This window comes from Streptomyces sp. NPDC054863 (assembly GCF_053610825.1).
The window spans coordinates 1-12,902 of sequence record NZ_JBSGZD010000228.1; the positions used below are offsets into that span (position 1 = coordinate 1).

At 70.5% G+C, this 12,902-nt stretch carries 13 protein-coding genes and 2 tRNA genes; 2 read left to right on the plus strand and 13 right to left on the minus strand.

The annotated features are described in order from the left end of the window. Positions 1–34: 34 nt before the first annotated feature. A tRNA-Ala gene (locus ACWGIG_RS29190) sits at positions 35–107 on the minus strand. A 167-nt stretch (positions 108–274) separates the two neighbouring features. On the opposite strand from ACWGIG_RS29190, the gene ACWGIG_RS29195 reads away from it, so the two are divergent. After that, positions 275–1,525 carry a glycosyltransferase 87 family protein gene (locus ACWGIG_RS29195; protein ID WP_453324688.1) on the plus strand — a complete coding sequence of 417 codons (1,251 nt, stop codon included), beginning with the start codon at positions 275–277 and terminating at the stop codon, positions 1,523–1,525. Here the strand turns inward: ACWGIG_RS29195 and ACWGIG_RS29200 are convergent. From ACWGIG_RS29200 to ACWGIG_RS29230, 7 genes are all read right to left on the minus strand, one after another. After that, positions 1,504–1,785 (minus strand): hypothetical protein, encoded by a 282-nt coding sequence (locus tag ACWGIG_RS29200; protein WP_362410805.1) that lies wholly within the window; start codon positions 1,783–1,785, stop codon positions 1,504–1,506. The two genes, ACWGIG_RS29195 and ACWGIG_RS29200, sit on opposite strands and share 22 nt — an antisense overlap. A 59-nt stretch (positions 1,786–1,844) precedes the next feature. After that, positions 1,845–1,917 (minus strand) — tRNA-Ala (locus ACWGIG_RS29205). Positions 1,918–2,053: 136 nt separating this feature from the next. After that, complete coding sequence (locus ACWGIG_RS29210; protein ID WP_453324689.1) at positions 2,054–2,737, minus strand: histidine phosphatase family protein; 684 nt, start codon at positions 2,735–2,737, stop codon at positions 2,054–2,056. A gap of 11 nt (positions 2,738–2,748) precedes the next feature. Continuing rightward, positions 2,749–3,198, minus strand: coding sequence for a ribosome silencing factor (gene rsfS, locus ACWGIG_RS29215; RefSeq protein WP_453324680.1), 450 nt, complete (start codon positions 3,196–3,198; stop codon positions 2,749–2,751). Between the two features lie 101 nt (positions 3,199–3,299). After that, positions 3,300–5,012, minus strand: coding sequence for an LCP family protein (locus ACWGIG_RS29220; protein ID WP_453324681.1), 1,713 nt, complete (start codon positions 5,010–5,012; stop codon positions 3,300–3,302). 47 nt (positions 5,013–5,059) lie between these two features. Continuing rightward, positions 5,060–5,734: a nicotinate-nucleotide adenylyltransferase gene (gene nadD / locus ACWGIG_RS29225; protein WP_453324682.1), complete on the minus strand. Its 675-nt coding sequence runs from the start codon at positions 5,732–5,734 to the stop codon at positions 5,060–5,062. A gap of 50 nt (positions 5,735–5,784) precedes the next feature. Next, complete coding sequence (locus tag ACWGIG_RS29230; protein ID WP_398416808.1) at positions 5,785–5,952, minus strand: hypothetical protein; 168 nt, start codon at positions 5,950–5,952, stop codon at positions 5,785–5,787. A 221-nt stretch (positions 5,953–6,173) separates the two neighbouring features. On the opposite strand from ACWGIG_RS29230, the gene ACWGIG_RS29235 reads away from it, so the two are divergent. After that, a complete protein-coding gene (locus tag ACWGIG_RS29235; RefSeq protein ID WP_453324683.1) occupies positions 6,174–7,286 on the plus strand; it encodes a M48 family metallopeptidase in 1,113 nt (370 codons plus the stop codon). Between the two features lie 88 nt (positions 7,287–7,374). On the opposite strand, the gene ACWGIG_RS29240 is transcribed toward ACWGIG_RS29235, so the two are convergent. From ACWGIG_RS29240 to proB, 5 genes are all read right to left on the minus strand, one after another. Further along, on the minus strand, positions 7,375–8,577 hold the full coding sequence (locus ACWGIG_RS29240) for an SCO2583 family membrane protein (protein ID WP_453324684.1): 1,203 nt from the start codon (positions 8,575–8,577) through the stop codon (positions 7,375–7,377). 180 nt (positions 8,578–8,757) lie between these two features. Continuing rightward, on the minus strand, positions 8,758–9,396 hold the full coding sequence (locus tag ACWGIG_RS29245; RefSeq protein WP_453324685.1) for an SCO2584 family spore wall biosynthesis protein: 639 nt from the start codon (positions 9,394–9,396) through the stop codon (positions 8,758–8,760). An 86-nt stretch (positions 9,397–9,482) separates the two neighbouring features. Continuing rightward, the gene (locus tag ACWGIG_RS29250) at positions 9,483–10,778 is read right to left on the minus strand and encodes a glutamate-5-semialdehyde dehydrogenase (RefSeq protein ID WP_453324686.1); all 1,296 of its coding nucleotides are present in this window, start codon (positions 10,776–10,778) and stop codon (positions 9,483–9,485) included. 229 nt (positions 10,779–11,007) lie between these two features. Next, positions 11,008–11,523, minus strand: coding sequence for a hypothetical protein (locus tag ACWGIG_RS29255; RefSeq protein WP_453324687.1), 516 nt, complete (start codon positions 11,521–11,523; stop codon positions 11,008–11,010). A 173-nt stretch (positions 11,524–11,696) separates the two neighbouring features. Beyond that, the gene (proB, locus tag ACWGIG_RS29260; RefSeq protein ID WP_453324690.1) at positions 11,697–12,818 is read right to left on the minus strand and encodes a glutamate 5-kinase; all 1,122 of its coding nucleotides are present in this window, start codon (positions 12,816–12,818) and stop codon (positions 11,697–11,699) included. Positions 12,819–12,902 lie beyond the last annotated feature (84 nt).

Here is a 12,902-nt window from a genome sequence, read left to right on the forward strand (position 1 = left end):
CCATCCGATCGGATGGTCCGCTTCTTGTTTTCTGTGGAGCTAAGGAGAATTGAACTCCTGACCTCCTGCATGCCATGCAGGCGCTCTACCAACTGAGCTATAGCCCCGTGCTGTGCACTTCGTGTCGTTCCCCGTGGTTTCCCCCGGCGACATCGCCAACTTTAGACGGAGAATCGCCGCATCACCAAATCTCTTTCCGTGCTCCCTCCGGGCGGCCTCACCGCACCCCGACCCCACCCCTTCCGTGACGGTACCGTCACCCCACGTGACTGAAATCAGGACCGGGCGGGCCCCTGCCGCGCTCAGCCACCGCACCCCTCGCTCCGCGCTCTCCGCAGGTGCGGTCTGTCTTCTCTCCTTCGCCGCGTTCTGGGCCGCCCAGCGTCTGGCGCAGGTGTCGATGATCGACCTGACCGTCTATCGCGCGGAAGGGGCGACGGTGCTCGCCGGCGGTGACCTCTATGAGATGCGCGTGACCGCCGCGAATCTCCCGACGACGTACCCACCCTTCGCCGCCCTGCTGTTCACCCCTCTGACCTTGCTGGACATCGGCCCGATGCGCACCCTCGCAACGGCGGGCAACCTCGCTCTCCTGGTTGCCCTGGTGCATCTGTCCTTCAGGCTGATCGGCCGCGGCAGTCCCACGGTCACTCTGTGGGTGGCGTCCGCGGCGGTCTGGTGCGAGCCCGTCTGGACGACGCTGCGGTACGGGCAGATCAACCTCGCCGTCGCGGTCGCCGTGCTGTGGGATCTCACCCGGCACGACCGGCACCGATGGGCGGGCGCGGGAATCGGCCTCGCCGCGGCGGTGAAGCTGACACCGGGGCTGTTCGTCGTCTTCCTGCTGCTCACCGGCGTGGCCGCGGCCCGCCGCGCCGGTACGTACCGCGACAACCCCTGGTTGCGGCGGGCAGCCGTCGCCGTCGCCGCGTTCTCCGCCGCCACCCTCGCCTCGGCAGCCCTCCTGCCTCGGGACTCCCGCTCCTTCTGGACCCGGAAGGTCTTCGAGTCCTCCCGGGTCGGCAACGCCGAGGACACCGCCAACCAGTCCCTCGGCGGCCTCCTCGCCCGCCTCCTGCACACCGGTGAACCCGGCCTGTGGTGGGTCTCCGCCGCCGCACTCGTCGCGTCTCTCGGGCTGTACGCGGCAGTGACCGCCGCGCTGCGGGGTGAACGGGCCCGGGCCACACTGACCTGCGCGGTGACGGCCTTGCTGATCAGCCCGATCTCGTGGTCGCACCACTGGGTGTGGTGCGTGCCGCTGGTCCTGTTCCTCGCCGGGGAGTCGGCAGGGGACTCAGGCGCGCGACGTGCGGCAGCGTGGGCCGCAGGGGCCGTCTTCTTCTCGTACGCGCTGTGGGCCGTGCCGCACGGCCGGTGGGGGCGCCCCGAGCTGCACCAGAGCATCGGGGAGTTCGCACTGTCGGCGATCTACCCGGCAGTCGGCCTGGCCTTTGTCCTGACATGCTTTGTCCTGACAAAGGCTTCGGAGGCTCCGCAGGGTCAGGCCCTGGCGAAGGAGTAGAAGCGCTTGAGGGTGCAGTGCTCGTCGAGCAGGCGGCCGTAGATGGGCTCGCCCTCCAGCTCGCGGTAGGTCTCGATCGGGTCGCCCTTTATGATCAGCGCCCTCGCGCACTCCTCGCACCAGTACTGGTACTCGGAGTTGACCGGTTCCATGTCGCGGACGATCGGCGTACCGCTGCCGCACCAGTCACATTTCCGCCTGTGTGCGCCCATCGTCCCCTCCCCTTCGGCGACCGCCTCTCCGGCGCTCGATTCTGTCACGGCTCCGCAAGGGGGACAGCAAAAGATCCCGCCCCCTGCCGGGGACGGGATCTTGATTGTGGAGCTAAGGAGAATTGAACTCCTGACCTCCTGCATGCCATGCAGGCGCTCTACCAACTGAGCTATAGCCCCGCGTGTTCTTGGTGCGGTGCGGGGTGTTTCCCGCTCTGCGCTGCGAACAAGAAGAACTCTAGCCTGCGACCTGCCGGAAAGTGAAATCCGGGTCGGTCGCCGTCCCGGTCGCGGCCCTGGACGGTCCGGGGACGGTTCAGTCGTCGTCCCCGAGCACGGGTTCCGGAAGCGTCCCGGCGTTGTGCTCCATGAGCCGCCAGCCGCGGGCGCCCTCGCCGAGGACGGACCAGCAGCAGTTGGAAAGACCGCCCAGGCCCTCCCAGTGGTACGACTCCAGGCCGAGGAGACGGCCGATGGTGGTGCGTATGGTGCCGCCGTGGCTGACGACGACGAGGGTGCCGCCGTCGGGGAGCTTGTCGGCATGTGCCAGGACGACGGGGGCGGCCCGGTCGGCGACCTCCGTCTCCAGCTCGCCGCCGCCGCGCCGGATCGGCTCGCCGCGCTTCCACGCCGCGTACTGCTCGCCGAACCGGGCGACGATCTCGTCGTGCGTGAGGCCCTGCCAGGCGCCCGCGTACGTCTCGCGCAGGCCGGCGTCGTGCGTGACCTCAAGTCCGGTCAGGGCGGCAAGTTCACCGGCCGTGGCAGCGGCCCGCTGGAGGTCGGAGGCGATGATCGCGTCCGGCTTCAGCGAGGCGAGCAGGCGTGCGGCACGGCGGGCCTGGGACACGCCCGTCCCGGTCAGCGCGATGTCCGTGCTGCCCTGGAAGCGCCGCTCCAGGTTCCAGGAGGTCTGGCCGTGCCGCCACAGAACGATGCGGCGGCCCCGGTTTCCGCTCGCCGCGCCGCCGCCCGTGCGGTTCGAATCCGTGCTGTTCAGCCCCGTGCCGTTCAGAACGCGTCTCCGTCCAGGTCTCCGTCCAGCTCACCCGCGGGGTTCAGCTTGGCGTGCTCCTCGGCCTTGCCGAGGGTCTTCACCGCATCCTCGGGCAGGGCGATCTCGGGGCAGTCCTTCCACAGGCGCTCCAGCGCGTAGTAGACGCGCTCCTCGCTGTGCTGGACGTGCACCACGATGTCGACGTAGTCGAGGAGGATCCAGCGGGCCTCGCGGTCGCCCTCGCGGCGCACCGGCTTGACGCCGAGCTCCTTGCTGAGCTTCTCCTCGATCTCGTCGACGATCGACTTGACCTGGCGGTCGTTGGGCGCGGAGGCGAGCAGGAAGGCGTCCGTGATGGACAGCACGTCGCTGACGTCGTACGCGATGATGTCGTGCGCGAGCCGGTCGGCAGCCGCCTGGGCGGCGGCGTTGATGAGCTCGATGGAACGGTCAGTGGCGGTCACAAGCAGGCTTTCGTCGGCGGTCGGTGATTACCACAAGGGTCTCACGTACTGCTGACATGCCCCGCCGGAGTTTTCCGGCGGGGCATGTGACGGCAGACGGGCTATCGCCGCGAGGGGATCTTGTAGTCCTTGCCCAGCACGACGGAGACCTCGGCGTTCGTCGAGGCGGTGCCCTGCGTGACGGCGGTGGCCGGCAGCCCCAGGGTCTTGGCGACCTCCTCGGCCTTCGGCTTCTGGGCGGCATCGCCGTAGGTGACCTTCGAGGCCACGGCGGTGGCCGCGTTCCCTCCGTCGGCGAACGTGTAGCCGCCGTTGACCAGGGCGACCCGGGCTGCCTCTGTCGCCGTCGGCTTCCCGGTGCCGTTGCGCACCCCCACCCGTACGGCCGCGCCCTGCTCGGGTGCGGCGGCGACGCCTCCGAGGACGGTTTTGACCACCGTGTCGGATGCGCTGACCCGGCCGTCGGCGCCCACGGGCAGCAGCACAGTTTTGTACGCGCCCTTCTTGGCGTGCCCGGCGAGCTTGGCCAGGGAGGTGGCGAGGGACTTTTCCGGCAGCGACGGGTCGAGGATCTGGGCGAGGTTGCGGACCGTGACGGCAGCGGTCTGCGGGTCGTCCGAGATCTTCTTCAGGACGCCTTGCATGACCGCCCCGAAGCGGGCCAGCTGCTTGCTCTCGGGCTCGCCCGGTGCGCGGTAGGTGGAGTACGCGACGGCTGTCCGGCCGCTGAGGGTCTGCTGGGTGCCCTTGTTCACCAAGGGTGCCGCGCCCTTTTGGGTGTCGGGGACGGCGGTGTCGGTGTCGATCTCGATGTTTCCGACCTGCTCGACGAGGTTCTCCAGGTACGGGGTGTCGAGGCGCCAGGTGCCGCCGACCCGGGTGCCCAGGGCGGCGCCCAGGGATTCGCGCGTACCGGTGCCGCCGTCGTCGTGGACGGATTTGGCGAGGGTGGTGGCGACGCCGTTGTCGTCGGCGAGGGTGAGGGCGTTGGGGAGCAGGACGGTGGTGCCCTGCCCGGTGCTGGTGTTGTCGACGAGCAGCACGGTCGACGTCATGTCGGGCTGTTTGGTGTTGTGCAGGTGCAGGGCGATCACGTCGCGCTTCTGGGCGCCTGTGGCGACGGGCTTGTCGTCCTTGCCCGAGGAGAGGCCGGGCAGTTTGTCGGCGTACCAGAGGTAGCCCACGCCGCCCACGACGACGAGCGCGAGGACCACGGCGAGGGCGACGACGCGGGATCGGCCCCTGCGCTTGGCCTCCTCGCGCCGTTCGGTGCGGCTCTCGGTGAACTTCAGCCAGTCGATGACGTCTTCGGAGTTCTCGTCCGGTTCCTCGACGAAGGAGAACTGTTCGGTGCCGTACTCGGGGGGGTCGGTCCTGCGCTGTTCGGTGGGCGCCTCTTGAGGTGCCTCGCGCTGCGGATCGGCGGGGGCCGGCCGGGGCGGCTGCCGTGCCTGCTGCGGCTCCGGAGCGGGAGCCTGCTGCGGGATCCACTGCTGCTGTTGCTGGGCGGTGTCGTAGCCGTACGCCTCTTGAGGCTGCGGCGACTGCTGCTGCTGTTGCGCGTACGGATCGAACTGTGCGTGCTGTTGCGACTGTTGGACATAGGGGTCGTAGCCGTACGCCTGCTGCTGCGGGGGCGCCTGTTGTTGCTGCTGTGCGTACGGGTCGTACTGCTGCGGCGTCTGCGGCGCCTGCTGCTGTGCCACCTGCTGGTACACCGGCTGTCCGTACGCGTCGTAGCCGATGACTTCCGGCTGCGGCTGGGCATACGGGTCCTGCGCGTAAGGGTCGTACGGGTTCTGGCGGTCGTTCACCGGTGCCCCATTTCCGTGCTGCTCCTGCTGCTCCGTGCCGCTCGCCGTCAGTCCCGGTAGAGCTCGCGCTTGTCGATGTAGCGCACTACGCCGTCGGGCACCAGGTACCAGACCGGGTCGCCCCCGCGCACGCGCGCACGGCAGTCCGTCGAGGAGATCGCGAGAGCGGGTACTTCCACGAGGGAGACCCCGCCCTCGGGCAGTCCGTCGGACGTGAGGTCGTGGCCGGGACGGGTGACACCGATGAAGTGGGCGAGGGCGAAGAGTTCTTCGGCGTCGCGCCAGGTGAGGATCTGGGAGAGTGCGTCGGCACCGGTGATGAAGAACAGGTCCGCGTCGGCGTTGAGTGCGCGCAGGTCCCGCAGGGTGTCGATCGTGTACGTCGGGCCGCCGCGGTCGATGTCGATGCGGCTGACCGAGAACTGCGGGTTGGACGCGGTCGCGATGACCGTCATCAGATAGCGGTCCTCGGCGGGCGTGACCAGCTTGTGGCTCTTCTGCCACGGCTGTCCGGTCGGCACGAAGACCACCTCGTCGAGGTGGAACAGTGCGGCCACCTCGCTGGCGGCCACCAGGTGCCCGTGGTGGATCGGGTCGAACGTGCCGCCCATGACGCCGATCCGGCGCTTGCCCGTGCCGTCGGCGCTGATCGTCGCGGCCGTACCGCGCAGTGCACCCGTGTCCGTACCGGCCGGGCCGGTAGGCATTACCTGCTCTCCCATGCGTGCAGACCCTACTGGCCCGTGTGTCCGGCCCGGTCCCCCGGCCCGGCTCAGCGGTCCCGGTTGAAGCGGGTGGTGATCCAGAGCAGCAGCATGAGCGCCACGAAGGCGCCGCCGCCCGTGACGAGGGGGCTGAGGGAGGCGTGCTCGTCGACGTGCTTGCCGGCTTCGCCGGAGGCAAGGGTCACGAGGTGGGACGCGGTGCTGTGGAGGCTCATCTTCGGCGGACCTATCGGGAGACGGAGGGGAGACTTCGGCATCATCGTATGCGGCGGTCGCGGGCACGCTCACGCCGACTCAGTCGTTGAGGCGATATCGGCCCTCCGGGCAACCGGCCCGGGTGGGGCGGCGTCAGCATGGGGGAGGCCCCGGAACGCCCCCTTTAGGCTGGGGCCGTCCGGGGGACGGGACATGTCTCGTACGAAAGCAGGGGTCTTTCATGACAGACGGCAATCACGAGCAGGGTCGGGACAATGAGGAGGGGGCCGGGCAGGAGAAGCTGCCCGGCAGGCAGCGCAGGCGGTTCCCGGGAATCTCCTCCCGGGCGTACGAGCACCCGGCCGACCGCTCCGCGCTGGTGGCGCTGCGCAAGCTGAGCGGGTTCGACACGGTCTTCAAGGCGCTGAGCGGGCTGCTGCCCGAGCGGAGCCTCAGGCTTCTGTTCCTGTCCGACTCGGTGCGGGTGAGCGACGAGCAGTTCGCCCACCTCAACTCCATGCTGCGGGACGCCTGTTACATCCTGGACCTGGAGAAGGTTCCGGCGATGTACGTCACGCAGGACCCGAAGCCCAACGCGATGTGCATCGGCCTCGACGAGCCGATCATCGTGGTGACGACGGGCCTGGTGGAGCTCCTCGACGAGGAGGAGATGCGGGCGGTCGTCGGGCACGAGGTCGGTCACGCGCTGTCCGGGCACTCGGTGTACCGGACGATCCTGCTGTTCCTGACGGGTCTGGCGCTGAAGGTGGCGTGGATTCCTCTGGGCAACATCGCGATCATGGCGATCGTCACGGCGCTGCGCGAGTGGTTCCGCAAGTCGGAGCTTTCGGCCGACCGTGCGGGGCTGCTGGTGGGCCAGGACCTCCAGGCGTCGATGCGCGGGCTGATGAAGATCGCGGGCGGCAACCACCTGCACGAGATGAACGTGGACGCGTTCTTGAAGCAGGCCGAGGAGTACGAGGCGGGCGGTGACCTGCGCGACTCCGTCCTGAAGATCATGAACGTACTGCCGCGTTCGCACCCGTTCACCACGGTGCGGGCCGCGGAGCTGAAGAAGTGGTCCGAGAGCCGCGACCACCAGCGGATCATGGACGGTCACTACCCGCGGCGGGACGAGGACAAGGACACCTCGGTGACGGATTCCTTCAAGGAGTCCGCGGCGCACTACGCGGACACGGTCCGCACCAGCAAGGACCCGCTGATGAAGCTCGTCGGCGACATTGCGGGCGGTGCGGGCGACCTGGGCGGAAAGCTCCGGGGGAAGTTCGGCGGGGGGAACGGTTCGGGTTCTGCCGGCACCGGGACCGGCTCGGGCTCCGGCGACGGGGCCTGAGAGGGCTGCATCGTTCGGTACGGAGAGCCGGGGGCCGGGGCCGAGCCCCGGGCCCCGCTCTCTTATCCGCAGCAGGCAGGGCTGGGTCTCACCGGTCGGCGCGGCTCGGGGTCGGCATCGCCGCCGGGGCCAGGATGCCGCAGACCGACCCCGTCGGCGTCCCCGTGGCATACGGGTCGGTGCCCGCAGGCACCCCGGAGGGTGCTCCTGCGTCAGGGGCTGTCGCGGGAGCTTTCCCACCTGCCAGCAAGGGCTGCCAGAACGGCGGTGCCCCGGTGGTGGCGCCGCACGCCTGCGGGCCGCCGACCGCGTACGAGTCGAGCAGTTCCGTCCGGTGCCGCCGCAGGTCCTCCGCGTCGTAACGGAAGTGCAGTTCGCGGCGGACGGTGAACAGTGAGGCGGAGTCGGCACGTTCGGAGCCACGGCCGGGGCGGGTCGCCGGGCGCAGCGGGTAGACGAAGGTGTGGTCGGTGGACACGTCGAGGATGTCGGGGCCGATCTCGATGGCCCGCAGTGTGCCGTTCGCCCGGGCCGCTCCGGCCAGGGCGACCTTGTCCGGGTCGAAGCGGACCATCCAGCCGCCGGCCGCCGTCCGGGTGCCGGACCCGCTTCCGGAACTGTTGCCCAAGCCGCTGGCGGACGCGGGTCCCGGCCCGCCCGCCCCGCTTCGGGCGAAGCTCGCGTCGAACTGTTCCTGCTGGTCCGGGTCGAGCAGCAGCCGCACCGGGCGGACCGACCCGCCCGTCAGGACGCCCGGGTCGACGGACGATTGGACGAGGTAGTCCTTGGCGATGGTCAGAGCGGCCAGGACCTGGCTCTCCGAGAAGTGCGGTGTGCTCCGGGCGACGGGCAGCTGGATGCCTTCCGCGCCGGTACGGAACTGGGCCGCCGGGCTGTGCAGGAAGAGTTCCGCGGGCTCGCCGCCCGGTACCCGTCCCGCCGGGGCCAGCGGTACGACGGTCGCGCGCAGTGCCTCCGGGTGACGCTCGAAGACGGGCAGGACGGGGCTGCGGACGCCCATGTAGACCGCCGCGCAGAGGGCCAGCACCACGAGCAGCATCATCAGGAACACCTGTTTGTGGCCGTTGCCCGTCACCGCGGGGGCGGGTGCCGGGGACAGGGTGCGGACCGCGGGTGCGTGGTCCCCGGCCCGTTCGGACGCGGAGAATTCCTGGAGCCGGGCGGCGCGGACAAACGATTCGTCGAATACGACGGACCGGTAGTCGTCGTCACCACTGTTGGGAAGGCCCTCGGGCGGGATGCCCTCGGGCGGGTCCGATCGACCTGCCATCGCTTCTCCCTGAGCACTGAGCCCTGCGGTGGGGAGAGAGTCTCCCTTTCAGAGTAGGTCGCGGGAAGCGAAGGTAAACGCCCCGGAACGGCAGAACTTCGGGAGAACTCCCGCCGGATTCCGATGTGTTGAAGGTTTCGGTGAGAGATTCGGCCATTCCGGGGGATTGAGCCGGGGCATTCAGGGAGTACGGGGTTGGGCAGAGGCTGCCGGAGCCGTGTATTCCGCCGATACGGACGGGCCGCCTCCGGCGGTGCCCGGTGTGGCGGCGGTGCCTGGCGCCGGAACGTCGACCTCGGTGGCCGCGGGCGAAGGCGTCCGTCCGTCGCGACTGCCGGACGCGCCCCGGTACACGGCGGCGAAGGCGAACGCGACCATGCCGATGCCCATCAGCACGGCGAGGAGCCAGGCGACGGGTCGGTGCCAGCGCGAGGAGTTGCGGTACGGCCGCATGGCGCCGCCGTGCCGCCCGTAGGGCCCGTACGGCCCCACGAAGACCCCGTCCGCGTAGGTGTCGCGGGCGTCGCCGTCGCCGTGGCCGCCGTCTCCGTACGGCGCGTAGGGATCGCGCCCTTCGGACGGGTCGTAGGGATCGTCCTCGGGTCGGTGGCGCGCCCTGGTGCGGGCTGCGGCGTCGGAGTCGGCGCGCGCCTCGGCGGCAGCCAGCAGCCGCTCCACCGCGCTCGGTTCATGAATTTCGGCGGCTTTGACGAAGGCCTCGTCGAAAACCACGGAGGCGAAGTCCTCGTCCGCGCCCCCGCGGTCGTCGTCGGGCTCCCAGCCATCCGGGAACGGCTTGCCCTCCACGTCGTCCGGCACCCGTTCAGCGTAGACCCGGTCGGTCGTTTTGGGCAGAGAACGGACAGAGCGGGAAAGGCCCGCGGAGGAGCGGAGGAAGGACCGGCTCAGCGGATGTGGCCGTCGCCCGTCACGATGTACTTCGTGGATGTCAGCTCGGGCAGTCCCATCGGTCCTCGCGCGTGCAACTTCTGTGTGGAGATGCCGATTTCGGCGCCGAAGCCGAACTGTCCGCCGTCGGTGAAGCGGGTGGACGCGTTCACCGTGACCGTCGTGGAGTCGACGAGCTGGGTGAAGCGGCGGGCGGCGGCCTGCGAGGTGGTGACGATGGCCTCGGTGTGCCCGGAGGACCAGCGCCGGATGTGCGCGACGGCATCGTCGAGGGAGTCGACGACGGCTGCTGCGATGTCGTACGAGAGGTACTCGGTCTCCCAGTCCTCTTCGACGGCCGGTACGACGGTGGCTTTCGAACCCCCGGTAAATGTCAGGACATTCGCATCTGCGTGGACGGTGACTCCGGCCTCCGCGAGGGCGTCCAGAGCGCGGGGCAGGAAGGCGTCCGCGATGTCCTTGTGGACGAGGAGCGTCTCGGCGGCGTTGCAGACGCTGACGCGGTGCGTCTTGGAGTTGACCAGGATGTCGACGGCCATGTCGAGGTCGGCGGTGGCGTCCACGTACACATGGCAGTTGCCGGTGCCCGTCTCGATGACGGGGACGGTGGACTCCTCGACGACGGTACGGATCAGGGAGGCGCCGCCGCGCGGGATGAGGACGTCGACCAGGCCGCGGGCACGCATCAACTCGCGTACCGATTCGCGGGATTCGCCGGGTACGAGCTGTACGGCGTCGGCGGGCAGCCCCGCCTCTTCGAGGGCGTCGCGGACCACGCCCACCAGCGCGGTGTTGGAGGCGTATGCGGAGGACGAGCCGCGCAGCAGTACCGCGTTGCCGGACTTGAGGCACAGGGCGGCGGCGTCGACGGTGACGTTGGGGCGCGCCTCATAGATGATGCCGACGACGCCGAGGGGCACCCGTACCTGTCGCAGGTCGATGCCGTTGGGCAGGGTCGAGCCGCGCACCACTTCGCCGACCGGGTCGGGCAGCGCCGCCACGTCCCGTACGTCGGAGGCGATGGCCCGCACCCGCTCGGGGGTGAGGGTGAGCCGGTCGACGACCGATTCCGCGGTGCCCGCCGCGCGGGCGCGGGTGACGTCCTCGCCGTTGGCGGCGACGATCTCGTCCGTACGGGCGAGGAGGGCGTCGGCGACGGCGAGGAGGGCCGCGTCCTTCGCGGCACGCGGCAGCGGTGCGAGCGCGGCGGCGGCCTCCCGGGCCCGGGAGGCGGCGGCGAGGACCGGGGAGCGGCCGGCGGTGGCGTCGGCGGGAGCGGTGTGCGAGGTCATGCCCCGCAGCGTAATCCGGTGGCCCGGGCGGTCCGGCCGCCGTCCCGGACTCCGAGACGGCCGCCGGCCGCCCCCGGACGCCGGCCGCCCCGGGACACCCACGAGGCCCCCGAGGCGGCCGGGAACCCCACAAGGCTCCACGAGGCCCCACAGGAGCCCCGGGGCCCGGGTTTTCGCCCTGCTGCCGTCCCGGCGTGTACGGGTGTACGCCCTGTTTCCGTCCGGGCACTCAGTACGGGTGTACGCCGACAGGCGCTGCCGGGGGCGGTCCGTACCCCTCGGCGACCCGCTGGTGGTAGGTGTCGCGGTCGATGACTTCGAGGCCGACGATCTCCCAGGGCGGCAGTTTCGCCGTCGACCGGTGCTCGCCCCACAGGCGCAGTGCGACGGCCGCGGCGTCGTGCAGGTCGCGGGCCTCTTCCCAGTAGCGGATCTCCGCGTGGTCGCCCGCGTAGCGGCTGGTCAGCAGGAAGGGGTGGTCGTGGGCGAGCTGTTCGAGGCCGCGGCGCACCTCTTTGAGGGGCGTCTCGGTTCCCGAGACGCTGAGCGTGATGTACCAGAGGCGGGATTCCTCGGTGTCCTGTCGCCGACGGCCGGGGCGGGTTTCCCTGCCGTCGTCTGCGTCGGGGCTGTCCCTGCCGTCGTCGAGGTCGTCGCCGTCGTCGAAGTCCGCGCCCGCCCCGACGCTCGTCAAGGCTCGCTCGGCTGTCCCTCGGGGCGGCGCCCCCGGGCGCGCTCGTCTCACCGGCGGCCTCCTGATGCGTTTGTGTGCTGTACCCCCGCAACAAAGTTGACCAGTCCCGGGCCGGATGCGGGGGGTTTTCCTGAAGGTCTCCACCGGGAGGCTGGACTTTCGGCCGTTTCGTGGACGCCCGGCGGGGATTCGGGGACGCTTCGGTGGCCGTCCCGGCCTGTCCGTCAGCGGTGCAGCAGCACCAGGTCGTCGCGGTGCACGACCTCGCGTTCGTAGGCGGGGCCGAGTTCCCTGGCGAGGTCGCGGGTGGAGCGGCCGAGCAGCTGCGGGAGTTCCTTGGCGTCGAAGTTGACGAGGCCGCGGGCGACGGCCCGGCCGGTGCTGTCGCGCAGTTCCACCGGGTCGCCCGCCGCGAACTCGCCCTCGACCGCGGCGATCCCGGCGGGCAGCAGTGAGGTGCGTCGTTCGACGACGGCCCGTACCGCCCCGTCGTCGAGGGTGAGGGCGCCCTGTGGTGTGGAGGCGTGCGCGAGCCACAGCAGCCGGTCTGCGCTGCGGCGGCCGGTGCGGTGGAAGTAGGTGCCGGTGTCGCGTCCGGCGAGGGCGTCGGCGGCGTAGGTGGCGGAGGTGAGGACGACGGGGATGCCTGCGGCGGCGGCGATGCGGGCGGCCTCGACCTTGGTGACCATGCCGCCGGTGCCGACGCCCGCCTTGCCCGCGCTGCCGATCTGGACGTGGGCGATGTCGTCGGGTCCGGTGACTTCGGCGATGCGGGAGGTGCCGGGCTTGGCCGGATCTCCGTCGTACAGACCGTCGACGTCCGAAAGCAGCACCAGCAGATCGGCGCGTACGAGGTGGGCGACGAGGGCGGCGAGGCGGTCGTTGTCGCCGAACCTGATCTCGTCCGTGGCGACGGTGTCGTTCTCGTTGACGACCGGCAGGGCGCCCATGGCGAGGAGCTGGTCGAGGGTCCGGTAGGCGTTGCGGTAGTGGGCGCGGCGGCTGGTGTCGGTGCTGGTGAGCAGCACCTGGCCGACGCGGACGCCGTAGCGGGCGAAGGAGGCGGTGTACCGGGCGACGAGGAGGCCCTGGCCGACGCTGGCGGCGGCCTGCTGGCGGGCCAGGTCCTTGGGGCGGCGGGCGAGGCCGAGCGGGGCGAGCCCTGCGGCGATGGCGCCGGAGGAGACCAGCACGATCTCCCGGGCGCCTCCGCTTCTGACTTTGGCGAGTACGTCGACCAGGGCGTCCACCCGGTCGGCGTCCAGGCCGCCGGTGGCAGTCGTCAGCGAGGAGGAGCCGACCTTGATCACGACTCTGCGTGCTTCGGCGACGCCCTGTCTCGTCATGTCCTGCCCGGTACGGCCGCTTTCCCCTGACACGTACGTCATCCCCTTGCTCAGCCCTGTTTCCCGCAATGTACGTGAGGGGGC

Bases quoted from the DNA above. Each gene is read 5' to 3' on its own strand.
- nadD (WP_453324682.1), bottom strand. From the start codon at position 5,734: ATGGGAGAGCAGGTAATGCCTACCGGCCCGGCCGGTACGGACACGGGT.
- ACWGIG_RS29230 (WP_398416808.1), bottom strand. From the start codon at position 5,952: ATGAGCCTCCACAGCACCGCGTCCCACCTCGTGACCCTTGCCTCCGGC.
- ACWGIG_RS29250 (WP_453324686.1), bottom strand. From the start codon at position 10,778: ATGACCTCGCACACCGCTCCCGCCGACGCCACCGCCGGCCGCTCCCCG.
- ACWGIG_RS29240 (WP_453324684.1), bottom strand. From the start codon at position 8,577: ATGGCAGGTCGATCGGACCCGCCCGAGGGCATCCCGCCCGAGGGCCTT.
- proB (WP_453324690.1), bottom strand. From the start codon at position 12,818: ATGACGAGACAGGGCGTCGCCGAAGCACGCAGAGTCGTGATCAAGGTC.
- ACWGIG_RS29235 (WP_453324683.1), top strand. From the start codon at position 6,174: ATGACAGACGGCAATCACGAGCAGGGTCGGGACAATGAGGAGGGGGCC.